Source organism: Arthrobacter sp. SO3 (assembly GCF_020532825.1).
Taxonomy (GTDB): Bacteria; Actinomycetota; Actinomycetes; order Actinomycetales; family Micrococcaceae; genus Arthrobacter.
On the sequence record NZ_MQTS01000058.1, the window covers coordinates 31,714 to 48,917 of the forward strand.

The 17,204-nt window shown below is 67.5% G+C and carries 14 protein-coding genes; 7 read left to right on the forward strand and 7 right to left on the reverse strand.

Translation table 11 applies throughout. The annotated features are described in order from the left end of the window. Positions 1-12: 12 nt before the first annotated feature. A complete protein-coding gene (locus BJQ90_RS06395; protein ID WP_013599688.1) occupies positions 13-216 on the forward strand; it encodes a cold-shock protein in 204 nt (67 codons plus the stop codon). A 126-nt stretch (positions 217-342) separates the two neighbouring features. Here the strand turns inward: BJQ90_RS06395 and BJQ90_RS06400 are convergent, their stop codons facing one another. Then, complete coding sequence (locus BJQ90_RS06400) at positions 343-2,319, reverse strand: amino acid transporter (protein ID WP_226759466.1); 1,977 nt, start codon at positions 2,317-2,319, stop codon at positions 343-345. A 166-nt stretch (positions 2,320-2,485) separates the two neighbouring features. On the opposite strand from BJQ90_RS06400, the gene BJQ90_RS06405 reads away from it, so the two are divergent. Both BJQ90_RS06405 and BJQ90_RS06410 read left to right on the forward strand, forming a co-directional pair. After that, a complete protein-coding gene (locus tag BJQ90_RS06405; protein ID WP_226759467.1) occupies positions 2,486-5,182 on the forward strand; it encodes an ATP-binding protein in 2,697 nt (898 codons plus the stop codon). Next, positions 5,179-5,853 carry a response regulator gene (locus BJQ90_RS06410; protein WP_226759468.1) on the forward strand — a complete coding sequence of 225 codons (675 nt, stop codon included), beginning with the start codon at positions 5,179-5,181 and terminating at the stop codon, positions 5,851-5,853. Before BJQ90_RS06405 ends, BJQ90_RS06410 begins: the two co-directional genes overlap by 4 nt. Positions 5,854-5,889: 36 nt before the next feature. Here the strand turns inward: BJQ90_RS06410 and BJQ90_RS06415 are convergent, their stop codons facing one another. Continuing rightward, positions 5,890-7,023 carry an acyl-CoA dehydrogenase family protein gene (locus BJQ90_RS06415; protein ID WP_226759497.1) on the reverse strand — a complete coding sequence of 378 codons (1,134 nt, stop codon included), beginning with the start codon at positions 7,021-7,023 and terminating at the stop codon, positions 5,890-5,892. A gap of 265 nt (positions 7,024-7,288) precedes the next feature. Between BJQ90_RS06415 and BJQ90_RS06420 the strand changes: the two genes are divergently transcribed. The 3 genes from BJQ90_RS06420 (at position 7,289) to BJQ90_RS06430 (ending at position 10,503) form a co-directional block, all read left to right on the forward strand. Then, entirely contained in the window at positions 7,289-9,025 is a 1,737-nt protein-coding gene (locus tag BJQ90_RS06420; protein ID WP_226759469.1) for an AMP-binding protein, read from the forward strand. A 36-nt stretch (positions 9,026-9,061) separates the two neighbouring features. Beyond that, the gene (locus BJQ90_RS06425; protein ID WP_226759470.1) at positions 9,062-9,568 is read left to right on the forward strand and encodes a MarR family winged helix-turn-helix transcriptional regulator; all 507 of its coding nucleotides are present in this window, start codon (positions 9,062-9,064) and stop codon (positions 9,566-9,568) included. Between the two features lie 80 nt (positions 9,569-9,648). Then, positions 9,649-10,503 (forward strand): helix-turn-helix transcriptional regulator, encoded by an 855-nt coding sequence (locus BJQ90_RS06430; protein WP_226759471.1) that lies wholly within the window; start codon positions 9,649-9,651, stop codon positions 10,501-10,503. Positions 10,504-10,610: 107 nt separating this feature from the next. Here BJQ90_RS06430 and BJQ90_RS06435 read toward each other — a convergent pair whose 3' ends face one another. Then, positions 10,611-12,008 carry an MFS transporter gene (locus BJQ90_RS06435; RefSeq protein WP_226759472.1) on the reverse strand — a complete coding sequence of 466 codons (1,398 nt, stop codon included), beginning with the start codon at positions 12,006-12,008 and terminating at the stop codon, positions 10,611-10,613. A gap of 187 nt (positions 12,009-12,195) precedes the next feature. Here BJQ90_RS06435 and BJQ90_RS06440 point away from each other — a divergent pair, with 187 nt between their 5' ends. After that, entirely contained in the window at positions 12,196-12,624 is a 429-nt protein-coding gene (locus BJQ90_RS06440) for a DUF1761 domain-containing protein (RefSeq protein ID WP_226759473.1), read from the forward strand. 171 nt (positions 12,625-12,795) lie between these two features. On the opposite strand, the gene BJQ90_RS06445 is transcribed toward BJQ90_RS06440, so the two are convergent. The 4 genes from BJQ90_RS06445 to BJQ90_RS06460 all read right to left on the reverse strand — a co-directional run bounded on the left by BJQ90_RS06445 (position 12,796) and on the right by BJQ90_RS06460 (position 17,166). Further along, entirely contained in the window at positions 12,796-13,575 is a 780-nt protein-coding gene (locus BJQ90_RS06445) for an enoyl-CoA hydratase (RefSeq protein ID WP_226759474.1), read from the reverse strand. 63 nt (positions 13,576-13,638) lie between these two features. Then, the gene (gene mmsB / locus BJQ90_RS06450) at positions 13,639-14,601 is read right to left on the reverse strand and encodes a 3-hydroxyisobutyrate dehydrogenase (protein ID WP_226759475.1); all 963 of its coding nucleotides are present in this window, start codon (positions 14,599-14,601) and stop codon (positions 13,639-13,641) included. Beyond that, the gene (locus tag BJQ90_RS06455; protein ID WP_226759476.1) at positions 14,594-15,667 is read right to left on the reverse strand and encodes an enoyl-CoA hydratase/isomerase family protein; all 1,074 of its coding nucleotides are present in this window, start codon (positions 15,665-15,667) and stop codon (positions 14,594-14,596) included. The genes mmsB and BJQ90_RS06455 overlap by 8 nt, the downstream gene beginning before the upstream one ends. Further along, positions 15,667-17,166, reverse strand: a complete 1,500-nt coding sequence (locus BJQ90_RS06460) for a CoA-acylating methylmalonate-semialdehyde dehydrogenase (RefSeq protein ID WP_226759477.1) — start codon at positions 17,164-17,166, stop codon at positions 15,667-15,669. The genes BJQ90_RS06455 and BJQ90_RS06460 overlap by 1 nt, the downstream gene beginning before the upstream one ends. Positions 17,167-17,204 lie beyond the last annotated feature (38 nt).

Below are 17,204 nucleotides of genomic sequence, written 5' to 3' on the forward strand. Positions count from 1 at the left end.
GAAGGATATGGCATGGCTACAGGCACAGTTAAATGGTTCAACGCCGAAAAGGGTTTTGGCTTCATTGCCCCGGATGACGGGTCAGCCGACGTTTTCGCCCACTACTCGGCGATCGCCAGCAGCGGCTACCGCTCGCTGGACGAGAACCAGAAGGTCGAGTTCGACGTCACCCAGGGCCCGAAGGGCCCGCAGGCCGAGAACATCCGCCCGCTCTAAGTACTCCGGATAGCAGCACCGGCCAGCCGGCCGCCATGCTTTCCCCAAGACCACAGACGCCCCACCCGAGGCTTTTCCTCGGGGGGGCGTTTGTTGTTGGGGCTGCCATTTGCCCTGCGGCCGCCGTCAGCCGACGTGCACCCAGGGCCGTTTGGTGACGTCCGGTTCGGCTTCGCGCAGCACCTCGCGGGTCACGGGAGCGATCTCGCCCTCGCCGAAGGCCAGGAACCGCAGGAGGTTGCTGACGGGATTCCCTTCGGTCCAGCGGAAGTAGATGTGCGGCATCAGGCCGGTCACGTCGCGGATGTGCAGCAGGACTGAGGCGATCGTGTTCGGAACCACAGGTCCGTGGACTTCCAGGATCCGGTAGCCGTGCCTGGTGATGCCGCGAACGGCGAGCTCCGTCTCAAAGTCGGAGGAGTCGTCCACAATCACCTCGAGGAAAAGGGCGCGGTAGTCCAGCGGCAAGTGGCTGACCTCCGTGGCGGACTCCAGTTTCTGCCGGTAGGCCTCTGCGCTCATCCGGAGCGGCTCATGGGCGATGATCCGGATGGGCCCCTCCAGCTCATCGGACATGAACTCCAGCGCCGCACGGTCCAGATGGACATGGGTGGCGTGCAGCTCAAACGAGCGCCGGACCCGCGACAGCAGCGAAATCACGATGATCCCCAAAATGAAGACCGAAGCGATCCGGATGCCTTCGGGCCGTTCGATGACGTTCGCCACGGTGGTGTAGACGAACACGACGGCGATGACGCCGAACCCGAGCGTGCGTTTGCGCTGACGCTGACGTCGGGCCGAGAGCGTCACGGCCACCGCCGCCGATGTCATCAGCACCAGCACACCGGTGGCGTAGGCACCGCCCTGCGCGTCGACGTCGGCGTTGAAGATCCAGGTGATCAGGAAGCCGACCAGGGTGAAGACGAGCACCAGCGGCCGGACGGCACGCGCCCAGCCCGGGGCCATACCGTACCGGGGCAGGTAGCGGGGCACCAGGTTCAGCAACCCGGCCATGGCGGAGGCCCCGGCGAACCAGAGGATCGCGATAGTGCTGATGTCATAGACGGTGCCGAACCCCACCCCGAGGTATTCGTGGGCCAGGAACGCCAGCGCGCGCCCGTTCGCCTGGCCGCCAGGCTGGAATTCCTGCTCCGGGATGAGCACCACGGTCGTAAAGCTGCTGACGATCAGGAAGCTGCTCATAATCACGGCAGCAGTCGTCAGGAGCCTGCGGGCGCCCGCGATGCGGCCAGCCGGATTGTCCTCGGTGTCGCTCTCGTGTCCCCGGATCTGCGGCATGACGGCCACCCCCGTCTCGAACCCGGACAGGCCCAGTGCCAGCTTGGGGAAGACGAGCAGGGCAAAGCCGACAGCCAGCAGCGGGTTTCCGTGCGAGGTGGAGATGGCCTGCCACCAGTTGTCCACAGCCATGGGGTGGGTGAAGACTTCAAAGACCGAAGCGGCCAGCACCACCAGGTTCAGTCCCAGATAGACGGCGACGAGGAGGACGGCGACTCCAATGGCTTCCTTGAAACCCCGCAGGAAAACAGCACCCAGCAGCGCCAGGAGAAAGAGCGTGATCAACACGTTTTGTCCCTGCAGCCAGCCCGGGGCCATCGGATTCTGGATCAGGTGCGCCGTGGCGTCCGCAGCCGAAAGCGTCATGGTGATCATGAAGTCCGTTGCGGCGAAGCCCAGCAGGACCAGGACGAACAGCTTGCCGCCCCACCGCGGCATGAGCCGCTCGAGCATCGCGATGGAACCCTCGCCCCGGTGGCTCTCGCCTGCCACGCGCCGGTAGACGGGCAGGGCGCCGAGCAGCGTGATGAGAACGAGCACGAGGGTCGCCAGCGGCGAGATCACGCCCGCGGCGAGCGCGGCGATCGCCGGCTGATAGCCCAGGGTGGAGAAATAATCGACGCCGGTCAGGCACATCACCTGCCACCAGGAGTGTTTTTTCTCGTGGGCCGTGGGCATGCCGCCCGGGCCCTGGTGGCTGCCCTTGCTGTCCTGCAGCCCGAACAACAGCCAGTTCCTCATCGTCGCTCTGGCCCGTGGCCGCGGAGCCGACGGGTCTGCCGGCGGCCTGCTCAGCGTGGTCATGTCTTCCTTCCCTCACGGCGCGGTCTGCTGGTGCGGGCGCCGCACTGCTCCCAGTTGTGAAACTAGCAGCGGCCGGCCGCCGCCTCCCAGCCCCGGCGGGGATCTTGACGAATCCCTGACGCAGCGCGGCACTCCGGGAAGCGGACGTGAATGCAAGAATGGCTCCATGGCACGTGGAACGCTGCGCATCTTCCTGGGGTCTGCACCCGGCGTCGGCAAGACCTACACGATGCTCCGGGAAGGACACCGGCTGCGCGATGGCGGCGAGGACGTCGTCGTCGCGTTCGCCCGGGACCGCGGCCGCCGCGACACACGAGCCCTGCTGGCAGGGCTCGAGCTCATCCCGGCCGCGCGCGTCCCTTACCGGGCGCTCCATCTCGAAGAGCTGGATTTGGACGCGGTGATCCGCCGCGGGCCCGCCACGGCATTGGTGGATGAGTATGCCCACACCAATCCGCCTGGGAGCCGGAATGCCCACCGGTGGCAGGACATTGACGAACTGCTGGACGCCGGCATCAACGTCCTCTCCACACTGGACGTCCAGAACCTTGCATCCCTCAGCGACGTCGTCAGTACCATTACCGAGGACCGGCCGGCGGAGACCGTGCCTGATGAGATCGCCCGGCGGGCCGGACAGATCCAGCTGGTGGACATCGCCCCGGAGCTCCTGCGGCAGCGGCTCGCGGACGGCAAGATCGTCGCCACTGACAGGATCGATGCTGCGCTCGCGGGCTACTACCGTCCGGGCAACCAGGCGGCCCTGCGTGAGCTGGCCCTGCTGTGGCTGGCGGACCGGGTCGACGAGGGGCTCGCAAGCTATCGGGCGGGAAAAGGGATCGAGACCAGCTGGCCGGCCCGGGAGCGGATTGTCGTCGGGTTGCCCGGCGGCCAGGAGGGCGAGATCCTGATCCGCCGCGGGGCGCGCATCCTCAACCGGGTCAACAGCGGGGACCTCCTGGCGGTGCACGTGCGTGCAGCGGACAGGGTGGCCGCGGAACCGCCGCAGGTGCTGGAGTCGCAGCGCCGCCTGGTCCAGGACCTGGGCGGCAGTTACCACGTTGTGGCCGGCGACGATCCGGCCGCCGCGCTGTTGGACTTCGCCCGGAGCGTCAACGCGACCCAGATCGTCATCGGAATGCCACGCCGCGGCAGCGTGTCCGGACTGCTGGCGGGCCTCCGTGGCACGCGCACCGGAGCCAGAGTGGTCCGCGGAGGCGGTGCCATCGATGTCCACATCGTGTCCCGGCCGGCAGAGCGCACAGGCCCGGGGGTGCCACGGCGGCGGGACCTGGGCCGTGTCCGCGTGGCGACTGGGTTTGTGATGGCAGTCTGCCTTCCTGCGCTGCTGGAGCTTCTGCTGGCCGTGATCCCGGAAAAGAGCCTGGCCACCACCGTCCTCGTCCAGCTCACCGGATCCGTCGCCGTGGCCCTGGTCGGTGGCCTGTGGCCCGCGATCCTCGCGGCGCTCTGGAGCAGCCTGCTGGTGAACTACTTCTCCACTGCGCCGGTGGGCAACCTGACCATCAGCGATGCGGAGAACGCGCTGGCCCTTCTGGTGTTTGTCGGCGTGTCCGCCGCGGTCGCCATCGTTGTGGACCTCTCCGCGCGGCGTTCCAAGGAAGCGGCTCTCGCGAGTGCGGAGGCCGCCACCCTCGCGGATCTCTCGCGAGGGGCTGCCGGCTCGGAGGACACCCTTGTCGGCTTGCTGGAACAAGCGCTGGAAGTCTTCCAGGTCCGGGGCGCAGCCCTTTTGGGCCGGGCGGACGACGACGGCGGCCGGGCGGGTGATGGCGCTCGAGCCGCGGGCGGGGGCTGGCAGCTGATCGCCAGTGCGGGCGACGTTCCGGCCCTCGGTTACGGCGCCGGGGGCGGTCCCGGCATGGCGGACATCCTCGGTGACAACGTCGAAAGGATCGACGCCGCGACGTGCCTGGTCCTGACCGGCCGGGTGCTGCCGGCCAGCGACAGGCGGCTACTCGGGGCCTTTGGTGTCCATCTGATGGCCCAGCTGGAACGCCAGCAACTGCAGGCCAGCCGGTCCGAGGTCCTCAAGCTCGCTGAAGGCAACACGATGCGGACCTCGATCCTCCGCGCCGTCTCCCACGATCTCCGCACTCCGCTGGCCGGAATCAAGCTCGCGGTCGGAGCCCTGCGGCAGGAGGGCGTCCGCTACACCCGGGAAGAGGAGCAGGAGCTGCTGGCGACCATCGAGGACTGCTCGGACCGGCTGGAAGTGCTGGTGGGCAACTTGCTGGACATGTCCCGGATCACGTCCGACTCGATCAAGCCGCTGTTGCGCGCGGTGCGCTGGTACGAGATCATTCCCGGCGGACTGCACGGGATCGCTCCGGGCCGGGTGCGCGTTGAGCTCCCTGCCAACATGGCAGAGGTCGATGCGGACGAGGGCATGCTCGAGCGTGTCATCGCGAACATCGTGGAGAACGCCGTCAAATACGCCCCCGGATCCGACATTGTGATTACCGGCTCCGCGGGCGGGCTCGGGGCTGCCAGCGTGAACGGCATCCCGGCCGGGGATCTGCGCATCATCGACCACGGCACGGGCATACCGGCGGATCGGGTCGTGGACATGTTCCGCCCCTTCCAGCGCCTCGACGATGCCACGCACGCAACCGGGGTGGGTCTTGGCCTCGCTGTCGCCAAGGGATTCACCGAGGCGATGGGCGGCAGGCTGACCGCCGAGGCGACGCCGGGCGGCGGACTCACCATGGTGATCAGCCTCCCGCTCTCCGCCGGGGCCCCGTTCCAGGCGGAGCCGGTCCAGGCCCCGCTGCAGCCGCAGTCGGCCGTCGTCGGGCGCCACCATGCACCGCCGATCCTCTCCTCCGGGACGGACGCGGTATGACCTCCGTCCTGGTGGTCGACGACGACAGTTATCTGCTCAGGGCGCTGCGGATCACCCTGCAGGCCCACGGCTACGACGTTGCCACGGCGGCGGACGGGCGCTCGGCGCTGCTCGCCGCCCAGCAGCACCCGCCGGGCCTCGTGATCCTGGACCTTGGGCTCCCCGACATGGACGGGGCCGCCGTGATCCGGAAGCTCCGGACCTGGAGCCGTGTTCCCGTTCTCGTGTTGTCCGCACGCCACGGTTCACAGGACAAGGTGGACGCCCTCGACGCCGGGGCCGACGACTACCTCACCAAGCCGTTCGGGCTGGAGGAACTTCTCGCCCGGCTGCGCGCCCTGCTGCGCCGCAGTGCGGACACGGACCAGCCGGCGGCCATCATGACGGATGCGTTCACCGTGGATCTCGGAAAACACCGTGTCACCCGCGACGGCCAGGACATCCGGCTCACTCCAACTGAATGGAAAATGCTGGAGGTGCTGGTCCGGAATCCGGAGAAACTCGTCACCCAGCAGCAGCTCCTGTCCGAGGTCTGGGGTCCGGCATACGCGAAGGAGACCAACTACCTCCGCGTGTACATGGCACAGCTCCGCCGCAAGCTGGAACCGGAGGCGGCCACTCCACGTCACCTGATCACCGAGGCCGGCATCGGCTACCGTTTCCAGCCCTGACGGGATTCCGCGGCACACGCGGGACCCCGAACCCGGCTAAACGAAAGCCGACTTGCCGGTCACGGCCCTGGCCACGATCAACGAATTGATCTCGTAGCTGCCCTCGTAGGTGTAAAGGATTTCGGCGTCCCCGAAGAGCTTGCCCATCTCGTAGTCGGTGCTGATCCCGTTGCCGCCCATCAGCGAGCGCCCCATCGCCACCGATGCCCGCGCCAGCCGGGTGGTGGTGGATTTGGCCATCGCGGCCTGGACCATCTCCAGCTTGCCGTCTTCCTGGATCCGGGCCAGCTGCGCCATCAGCGACAGCGAGGCCGACGCGTTGCCCAGGATCTCCGCCAGCTGCTGCTGGATCAGCTGGAAGCGCGCCAGTTCCTTGCCGAACTGCTTCCGCTCCAGCGAGTAGGACCGCGCGACGTCGAACGCGGCCAGCTGGATGCCGGCCGCCTGCCAGCCCACCCACGCACGCGAATCGCGCAGCAGTTCGTTGGCCTTGGAGAAGTCCGTGGCACCGGGGAGCATGTTGGTCTCCGGAATTCGGACCTCATCGAGCACGATGTCGGCGTTCTGCATGATCCGCAGCCCGATTTTGTTCGCGATCTTTGTGGCGGTGTAGCCGGCGCGGTCCGTTTCCACGATGAAGCCCTTGATCTGCTGGTCCGCGACATCACGCGCCCAGACCAGGGCAAAGTCCGCAATGGTGCCGGCGCCGATCCAGCGCTTGGCGCCGTTGATGACCCACTCGCCGTCCTCGAGCCGGGCCGTGGTGGCCAGCCCTCCGGCGATGTCCGAGCCGTGGTCCGGTTCGGTCAGGGCGAAGGCACCGATCTGGGTGAAGGCGGTGAGCCCCGGCAGCCAGCGCTCCTTCTGTTCCTGGGAGCCGAGCTGGTCGATCATGCCCACGATCAGCTCGTTGTGGATCCCCACGAGCGCGGAAAGGGACACATCGGCGCGGGCCACCTCGACATACATCAGGCCTTTGAACAGCTTGGAGGTGCCGTCCGTCTGCAAGCCGCCCAGGCCGTACTTGCCGAGCTCGGCGAGCAGCCCGAAGGGGAACTCCTCACGGTTCCAGTAATCGATCGATGCCGCCCGGATCCGGGACTGGAGGAAGTCCCGGATCTCCTGGTAGCGGGACTGTTCCTCCGGTGGCAGGAGATCGACGATGTACATCAGGTCCGCATCCGGAAAAGGTGGCGCCGCCACGCCTTCCAGCGCCGTTCCATCCTCGGTGACCCTCTGTCCGCTGGCACGTCCTTGTGGCTGCACGGGCATGTATCCCTTCGTAGTGATCCGGTCATGAACCGGGTCGGCTCTTCCAAACCCTTGGATGTCCTAGTATATTGCACAGTGATGGGGATCACTAGGCAACTGGTGATCTCCGGGCAACGGCGCCGGGCTTAGAGCGGCTGCGCCACCAGACTTCGAAAGGTGCACCATGACAGTCACTGAGGAATTCCGCGCAGCACGCGACCGCATGCTTGATCTCCGCAAGGACTACGAGGCGGCACGCAGCGAATTCCAGTGGCCACGCTTTGAACACTTCAACTTCGCCCTGGACTGGTTCGACCAGATCGCGGCGGACCCGGCCAAGGCGGACAACCCGGCCCTTGTGATCGTCGAGCAGGACGGCTCCGCCACACGGCGCAGCTTCGCGGACCTGTCCCGGCGCTCCGACCAGGTGGCCAACTGGCTGCGCGGCCAGGGCGTGCGGCGCGGCGACCGGATGATCATCATGCTCGGAAACCAGGTGGAACTCTGGGAACTGATGCTCGCCGGGATTAAACTGGGCATCGTCATGATCCCCACCACCACCCTGATGGGACCCGATGACCTCGAGGACCGGGTGGAGCGCGGCGGCGCGAACTGGGCCGCCGTCGGCAGCGCCAACATCGGCAAGTTCGCTGGGGTCCCCGGCAACTACACCCTGATCGAAGTCGGCGACGGGGCCGGGAATACAGCCGCCCTGCAGTACGCCGGGTCGGCCGGCGCGGCGGAAGGATTCACTCCGGACGCGCCGACCCTGGCCGACGAGACGCTGCTGCTGTACTTCACCTCGGGCACCACCTCCAAGGCCAAGCTTGTGGAGCACACGCACACCTCCTACCCGGTGGGCCATCTGTCCACCATGTTCTGGATCGGGATGGAACCCGGCGATGTGCACCTGAATGTGGCCTCGCCCGGCTGGGCCAAGCACGCCTGGTCGAACGTCTTCACGCCATGGATCGCCGAAGCCTGCGTCTTTATCTACAACTATGAGCGCTTCGACGCCAAGGCGCTGATGGCGCAGATGGACCGCGAGTCCGTGACCAGCTTCTGCGCCCCTCCCACGGTCTGGCGCATGCTCATCCAGGCCGACCTGACCCTGCTCAAGAACCCGCCCACCAAGGTGGTGTCCGCCGGGGAACCGCTCAACGCCGAGGTGATCGACCAGGTCCAGCGCGCCTGGGGGCAGACCATCCGCGACGGCTTCGGCCAGACGGAATCCACGGTGCAGATCGCGAACACACCCGGCCAGCCGATCAAGATCGGGGCCATGGGCAAACCGTTGCCGGGCTACGACGTCGTCCTCGTGGACCCCGCCACCGGCGCCGAAGGCGACGACGGCGAGCTCTGCCTGCGCCTTGACCCCCGCCCCGTCGGGTTGATGAAGGCGTATTACGGCGATCCCGAAAAGACGGCGGAGGCGTTCCGGGACGGTTACTACCACACCGGTGACATGGCCAGCCGGGACGAGCGCGGCATCATCACGTACGTGGGCCGCGGCGACGACGTCTTCAAGTCCTCGGATTACCGGCTGTCCCCGTTCGAGCTGGAGAGCGTGCTGATCGAGCACCCGGCGGTGGCCGAGGCCGCCGTCGTCCCCTCCCCCGACCCGCTCAAGCTCTCGGTGCCCAAGGCGTTTGTGGTCCTGGCGGCCGGGCACGAGCCCGGCCCGGAACTCGCCGAAGACATCCTGCGCTACTGCCGTGACCACCTGGCGCCGTTCAAGCGGATCCGCCGGCTGGAATTCGCCGAACTGCCCAAGACCATCTCGGGCAAGATCCGGCGCGTGGAACTGCGGCACAGCGAGGAACTGCGCCACGGCGGGGGGACGGTCCCGGCCGGACTCGGCACGGAGTACTCCGAAGCCGACTTCCCCGGGCTGAAAAGCGCGACCGAAAAGCTACGCTGAACCTTATGAGATTCAGGCCGAGAAACTGGGGGTGCCGTGGCAACGCCGCTGCCGCGTGATCCGATCGCCGACGCCCGGCTGAACTGGGAGCGGCACGGCTGGTCCGACGTCGCGGCGCCGATGGCTGCCATCACCGCGATCATGCGGACCCAGCAGATCCTGCTCGCCCGGATCGAGGGGGTCCTGAAGCCGTTCGGGCTGACGTTTGCCCGCTACGAATTGCTCGCCCTGCTCAGCTTCGCCCGCAGCGGCGCCCTGCCCATGAACAAGGCCAGCGCGCTGCTGCAGGTCCATCCCACCTCCGTGACGAACGCCGTCGACCGTCTGCAGCAGGCGGGGCTGGTCCTCCGCTCGCCGCATCCGACCGACGGCCGCACCACCCTCATTGAACTCACCCCGGAGGGGCGGACGCTGGCAAAACGGGCGACGGCGGCACTGAACTCTGAGGTGTTCGCCCAGTCCGGCTTCGCGGAACATGACGTTGACCAGCTGATCGGAATCCTGGGCACCTTCCGCCGCAACGCCGGCGACTTCAGCGAGTGACCCCCGGGCTCAAACGACTGACCAAGACTGACGCCCGTCACAAAGCGGTGACTGGGTTCCGCGGCACCAGGAGACGACTCATGCAGCCGAACGCCTATTCCCGCCCCGACGACCGGGAGCTGCTCCGCGCCTCGCTGCGCCTGCTCTCCGGACGGTTCCGGCCGGCCGTGCTCTTCGCCGGGCTGGCCAGCGGTGAGCTGCTGCAGCTGACGGACTTCCTGGGCACCGCCACGTCCAGCCTGCACCAGGTCGTCGTCGTCCCCGGCGCGGGTCTCGGCGGCCGGGTCTTCACGCAGCGGCGCCCGTACCTCGTGGAGGACTACATCGCCTCCGACGGAATCACCCATGAATACGACGTCGCCGTCAGGCGGGAGCGGCTGACCTCGATGGCGGCCGTCCCCGTGGTGGTCCGGGGACAGTCGCGGGCGGTGCTGTACATCGCGAGCCGGGACTGCACGCCGCTGGGGGAAAATGCTGTGTGCGAGGGCATGGAGGCGGCCGCCGAGATCGCCGAGGAACTGCGGGTCCGGGACGAGGTCGACCGGCGGGTTTCGATCATCGATACGGCCCGGGCCGCACCTGCCCTGGTCCTGGACCGGAGCTGGCTGGAGCACGTCCGGGAAGCCCACGCCGAGCTGCGCTCCCTGGCCGGCACGGTTTCCGATCCGCACCTGGCCCGGCAGCTGGACATCATCGGCAGCCACCTGGCGCCGCCGCCCGCCGACGGCGTCCATCCGACGGCCAGGCTGGCCCGCCGGGAACTTGATGTCCTGGCGCAGGTGGCACTGGGATGTTCCTACCAGGAAACCGCGGAGCGCCTCGGCCTGAAGGCCGTGACCGTCAAGAGCTACCTGCAGAACGCCATGGTCAAGCTGTCTGCACACAACCGGCTCGAGGCCGTATCCGCGGCACGCCGCCTGGGGTTTATCCCGTAAAGCGGGGCCGCCGGTGTTTCACCGGAAGCCCCGCTCCCCCCAACAGCGGGACCGCTCGGATCCCCCAAAGCCCGGAATCCGCAGGCTGGATTGCCGTCGGCAGATCCCTAAGGACCGGCGACGGGCTCGATAAATGCTGCGTCGTCCACATGCTTCGAGGAGGTGCGCGGACCGCCGTCTTCCAGTCCCTGCTTTTCGCGGTTCGGCAGAGCCAGGGTGCAGAGCACACTGAATACGCCGATCCCGGCGAGCAGGATCCCGATGGACCACGCACCGGACGTAACGGCGAGCTGCGCCGCCACGAGCGGGACAATGCCTCCGCCGACGACGCCGGCCAGGTTGTAGCCCATGCCGGCGCCGGTGTAGCGGTAGCGGGTCTCAAAGAGCTCCGGCAGCAGGGCCCCGGCGGGGCCGTAGGCGATGGCGAAGATCACCAGGGTGACGGTGAGGCCGAGACCGAAGGCGAAGACGGTGTTCGCGCTGAGGATCGGGAACAGCATGAGCGACCACGGCACGGCGAGGATGCACGAGGTGGCGATGACCTTCTTGCGGCCGAAGCGGTCCGAGAGGACGCCGGAGGCCAGGGTGGCGGCGGCGACAAACAGGGAGGAGACCATGCCCGTGCTCAGCACTTCCACGCGGCTCAGTCCCATGCCGGTGGGGCTCGTGGCAAAGCTGGTGAGGTAGGCGGTGCCAACGTAGAAGAAAGCGAACAGGAGCGTCAGGGAGCCGCCGGCGAGGAGGATTTCGCGCGGCTGGCGCTTGACGGATTCGAGGATGGGCAGTTTGGTGCCGGTATGGGTAACCTTGGCGGCGTTCTTGAATACCGGGGTCTCCTCGATGCTCAGCCGCACCCACAGGCCCACGAGGACGAGCACTGCGCTGAGGATGAACGGCACCCGCCAGCCGATCGTGATGAAGGCCTCGGACTTGTCCCCCAGCGTCAGGTTGGTGAGGAGGAACGTGCCGCTGGCCAGGGCGAAGGCAACGGACGGGCCGAGTTGCGGGAAGGAGCCGAACAGCCCGCGCTTGCCCACGGGAGCATATTCGGCCACGAGGAGCGTGGCGCCGGCCCATTCGCCGCCGACGGCGAGGCCCTGCACGAAGCGGAGCACCACCAGCAGGATGGGGGCGGCCACGCCGATGGTGCTGGCGTCCGGAATCAGGCCGATCGTCACGGTGGCGATACCCATCATGAGCAGCGTGGTGATGAGGGTCTTCTTCCGGCCAATCCGGTCGCCGAAGTGGCCGAAGATGATCGCGCCGACGGGGCGCGCGAAGAAGGCGACGGCGAACGTGCCGAAGGAGGCAATCGTGCCGGCGGCGGCACCCAGGGCCGGGAAGAACACGACCGGGAAGACCAGGGCGGCAGCGGTGCCATAGATGAAGAAGTCGTAGAACTCGATGGTGGTTCCGGCGGCGCTGGCGAAGGCAACCTTGCGCAGCGTCTTCTTGCTGGGCGGCGCTTGCAGCCCTGCCGGCGAGGTCGGTGAAACTGAGCTCATGGCAATCTCCTTTGATGTCAGCCCCAATGCCAGGCTGTGTGACTCAGCTCACCGTAGCCAAAAGCATGGACATCCAACTACCTCCTTAAAGAGGTAGCCGCGGAAGAGGTAGCCGGGGAAGAGGGGGCCGGCCCTGGCCGTCCCCTAGACTTCGGGAGGAACCAACCCTGGACCTGAGGAGAACGCGATGATTCCGGAGATCAACATCTGGGCCGTACTGCTGGCAACCCTGTCCAGCATGGTGGTCGGGTCCGTCTGGTACACGCCGAAGGTGTTCGGCAATTACTGGATGCGCGTCGCCAAGGTGACCCCGAGCGGTGACGCCAAGGACGCCGTCAAGCCCATCCTGATCACGCTGGTGGTCAGCCTGGTCAGCACCTGGGTGCTGGCCGGGGCGGCCGCCATCTCGCAGCACTTCTACGGCGGGAACTTCCTGGTCAACACCCTGGTCACCGCGCTGATCCTCTGGGCCGGCTTCACCGCGGCACGGTTCATCACCCACGATGCCTTCGAGGGCCGGCCCGCCGGACTGACGGCGCTGAACTGCGCGCACGAACTCGTGACACTCATGGTGATGGCCCTAATCATCGGCCTGTTCGGGATCAGCGCGGCCTGATGCGCTGACGGCGTCGGGCAGGTCTGACGAGGCCCCGACGGACTGGCGTGACGATGCGGATGCGGCCCCGCGACTCGCAAAAGCCCTGGCGCTACCGGAATTCGGCGGCGACAGGGCTTTGGCGCGTCACTGGGCGGTTGGCGCGTCACTGGGCGGCGTGCCCGCTCCTGGTTAGCGGTGCGTGAAGTCCGGCTGGCGCTTCTCGGTGAAGGCTGCCATGCCTTCCTTCTGGTCTTCGGTGGCGAACAGTGAGTGGAACACGCGCCGTTCGAAGAGCACCCCCTGGGCCAGCCCGGTCTCAAACGCCGCGTTGACGGCTTCCTTGGCCACCATCGCCACCGGCTTTGACTTGGAAGCAATCACTTCGGCGGCTTTGAGCGCCTCTTCAACCACGTCCGCGGCCGGCACTACGCGGGACACCAGCCCGGCGCGTTCGGCTTCCTCGGCGTCCATAAAACGACCGGTCAGGATCATGTCCATGGCCTTGGCCTTGCCCACCGCGCGGGTCAGGCGCTGCGAGCCGCCCATGCCGGGCAGCACGCCCAGGTTGATTTCCGGCTGGCCGAACTTGGCGTTGTCGCCGGCGATGATGAAATCGCACATCATCGCGAGCTCGCAGCCTCCCCCCAGGGCGAACCCGGACACGGCCGCGACCACCGGGATGCGCAGCCGGGTGAAGTCTTCCCAGCCGCGGAACCAGTCCGCGGCATACATGTCCATGTATCCCTTGGACTGCATTTCCTTGATGTCCGCGCCGGCGGCGAAGGCCTTGGCGGAGCCGGTCACCACGACTGCCCCCACCTCGGGGTCGGCATCCATAGCCGACACTGCGGCCACGATTTCGTCCATGGTGGCCTTGTTGAGGGCGTTCAGCGCCTTGGGCCGGTTGAGCGTCACGAGCCCCACCCGGCCCCGGCGCTCCACCAGAATGTTTGTGTACTGCTCCGTCATGCCTGTCCCCTCAGCTGCTGTTCAGAAATGTCCGCTGCCCTGCTTGTCAGGACCCGGAACCGGCTAGTGTGCGGATTTGTCCCGGATGTCGGTGATGATGCCGGAGAAGTCCCGGCCCGCGCCGCCCTCCGCGGCAAAGCTATCGTAGATCTCGGAAGCGAGCGGCCCCAGCCTGGCGGCAACGCCGGTGCTTTCCAGCGCGTTGAGCGCCAGCTTGAGGTCCTTCGCCATCAGGGCTCCCGCAAAGCCGGGCTGGTAGTCGCGGTTGGCGGGGCTGGTGGGCACCGGTCCCGGCACGGGGCAGTTGGTGGTCAGCGCCCAGCACTGGCCCGAGGCCGCCGACGCGACGTCGAACAGCGCCTGATGTGTGAGTCCCAGCTTCTCGCCCAGGACAAAGGCTTCGCTGACCGCGATCATCGAGACGCCGAGGATCATGTTGTTGCAGATCTTCGCGGCCTGTCCTGCACCGTGCTCCCCGCAGTGGACCACGCGTTTGCCCATCACCTCGAGCATCGGCTTGACCGCCTCGAAGTCCGCAGGAAGCGCCCCCACCATGAAGGTCAGGGTGCCCGCTTCGGCCCCCACGACACCGCCGGACACCGGCGCGTCGACGGCCCGGTGGCCGGCCGCGACGGCGAGTCCGGCGGCCTCGCGCGCCTCATCGACGTTGATCGTGGAGCAGTCCAGGAAGAGGGTGCCGGGGGCTGCGGTGGCGAGCAGGCCCGGCTGGCTGGGGCTGCCGCGGTAGGCATCCAGCAGGTGTTTGCCGCTGGGGAGCATGGTCAGCACCACGTCGGCACCTGCCACGGCCTCGACGGCGGTGTCCGCGGTGGCGATGCCGTGCGCCCGGGCAGTTTCCAGTGCGGCCGGCACGACGTCGAAGCCGGTCACGGCATAGCCGGCTTTGACCAGGTTGATGGCCATCGGCCCGCCCATGTGGCCGAGGCCCAGGAAGGCGACGGTGCCGCCCGGGGCCCCGGGCCGGCCCGGTTCAGACGATCGTTCAGACGGCGATGGTTCAGACATTGTCGCGCTCCTTCGAAAGCATCAGTTCACGGTCGCCCAGCGGCGCAAAATAGGATTCGACGTCGTCACGTCTGACCTCCGCCAGCGTGGCGGGCTGCCAGTGCGGATTGCGATCCTTGTCCACCACCTGGGCGCGGATGCCCTCGCGGAAGTCGGGCCCGGCGAGGAACCGCAGGCCCACCCGGTATTCCTGTTCCAGGGCTTCCTCGAGGCTCAGGCCCCTGACCCGGCGCAGGGATTCCAGCGCCACCTTCACGGCGGTCGGTGACTTGGCTTCGATGGTGTCGGCGACGTCGGAGGCTTCGCCGCCTACGGTGCGCAGCCGGCGCACGATTTCCTCGGCGTCGTCGCTCGAATAGCAGGCGTCGATCCATTCCTGCTGCGCCGCGAGGACGGAGGGCGGGGCCTCCCCGGCAAAGCGGGCGACGGCGGCATCCGCCGCCTCGCTCTCCAGCGCCTGGGCGAGTTCCTCGAGCTTCGCGGACGGAACAAAGTGGTCCGCGAGCCCCAGAAACAGTGCGTCGGCACCGCTCAGGTGCGCGCCGGTGAGGGCCGCATGGGTGCCTGACTCCCCCGGTGAGCGGGAGAGCAGCAGGGTTCCGCCGACGTCGGGCACAAAACCGATGGTGGTCTCCGGCATGCCCATCCGGGTGCGTTCGGTGACGATCCGGACTGAGCCGTGCGCGGAAATCCCCACTCCGCCGCCGAGGACCAGTCCGTCCATGAACGCCACGTACGGTTTGAGGTAGCCCGAGATCAGGGAGTTCAGCTTGTATTCCTCGGCCCAGAAATCGGCCGTCGCGTCGCCGTCGTCGAGCATGTCGCGGTAGATGGCCACGATGTCGCCGCCGGCGCACAGGCCCCGGTCACCGGCGCCGCGGACCAGCACCGCAGCCACGGCGTCGTCGTCCGCCCAGAGCGTGAGCTGCTCCAGCATGGCCGACGCCATGCCCGCGGTGAGCGCATTGACGGCTTTGGGCCGGTTGAGCGTGACCACGCCCAGCCGGCCGCGGCGTTCGAACAGCACCTCCGCCGCCCCGGACTCCTCGGAGTACTTCCCCGCCATCAGCTGCCTTCCGGCATGACGAAGCTGGCACCGGTGCGGATGCCGGACGGCCAGCGGGTGGTGACCGTCTTGGTCTTGGTGTAGAAGCGGAACGCGTCCGCGCCGTGCTGGTTGAGGTCGCCGAAGCCGGAGGCCTTCCAGCCGCCGAAGGTGTAGTAGGCGATCGGCACCGGGATGGGGACGTTGATGCCCACCATGCCCACCTGGACCCGGCTGGCGAAGTCACGGGCGGAGTCGCCGTCGCGGGTGTAGATGGCCACGCCGTTGCCGAACTCATGTTCGCTGCACAGGCGCAGGGCCTCGTCATAGTCCTCCGCGCGGAGCACACTCAGCACCGGGCCGAAAATCTCTTCCTTGTAGATCGTCATGTCCTTGGTGACGTTGTCGAAGAGCGTGGGGCCGACCCAGAAGCCGCCCTCGTAGCCCTCGACCTTAAGTCCGCGGCCGTCGGCCAGCAGGGTGGCACCCTCGTCGACGCCCGCCTGGATGTAGCCTTCGATCCGTTCCTTGGCGGAGGCCGCCACGACCGGGCCGAAGTCCGAGTCCTTGGCGAGGCTGTGGCCGACTTTAAGGTCAGCGATCCGCTCCTGAAGTTTCGCGACGAGCGCGTCGCCGGTGGCTTTGCCGACGGGTACTGCCACCGAGATCGCCATGCAGCGTTCTCCGGCGGAGCCGAAGCCGGCGCCCATCAGGGCATCGGCCGCCATGTCCAGGTCCGCATCCGGCATGATCACCATGTGGTTCTTGGCGCCGCCGAAGCACTGGGCTCGCTTGCCGTTCGCGGCGGCGGTGGCGTAGATGTACTGGGCGATCGGTGTGGAGCCGACAAAGCCGATGGCCTGGACCCGGGGGTCCTCCAGCAGCGCATCCACCGCTTCCTTGTCGCCGTTGACCACGTTGAAGACGCCCGCCGGCAGGCCGGCCTCGGTAAACAGCTCGGCGAGGCGCAGCGGCACCGAGGGGTCCCGTTCGGATGGCTTAAGGATAAAGGAGTTGCCGGCGGCGAGGGCCGGGCCGGACTTCCAGAGCGGGATCATCGCCGGGAAGTTGAAGGGGGTGATGCCGGCGACGACGCCGAGGGGCTGGCGCAGGGAGTGGACGTCGATGCCGGTCCCAGCGTTGTCCGAGAATTCGCCCTTGAGCAGGTGCGGGGCGCCGGCCGCGAACTCCACAACCTCGATGCCGCGCTGGATGTCACCTTTCGCGTCCAGGAAGGTCTTGCCGTGCTCCGAGGACAGCAGGGTGGCGAGTTCGTCCAGGTTCTGGTTGACCAGATCGACAAACTTGAGCAGGATCCGGCCGCGGCGCTGCGGGTTCATGGCCGCCCATTCAAGCTGGCCCTTTTCCGCGTTGGAGACCACGTTGCGGACTTCCTCGGTGCTGGCGAGCGGCACCCTTGCCTGGACCTCGCCGGTGCACGGATCGTAGACATCGCTGAAACGCCCCGAGGTGCCTTCAACATGCTGTCCGTCAATGTAATGGGATAGTTCGCGAACCATGATGGAATGCTCCTTTGCACCGTGTGATTGCCGTAGTG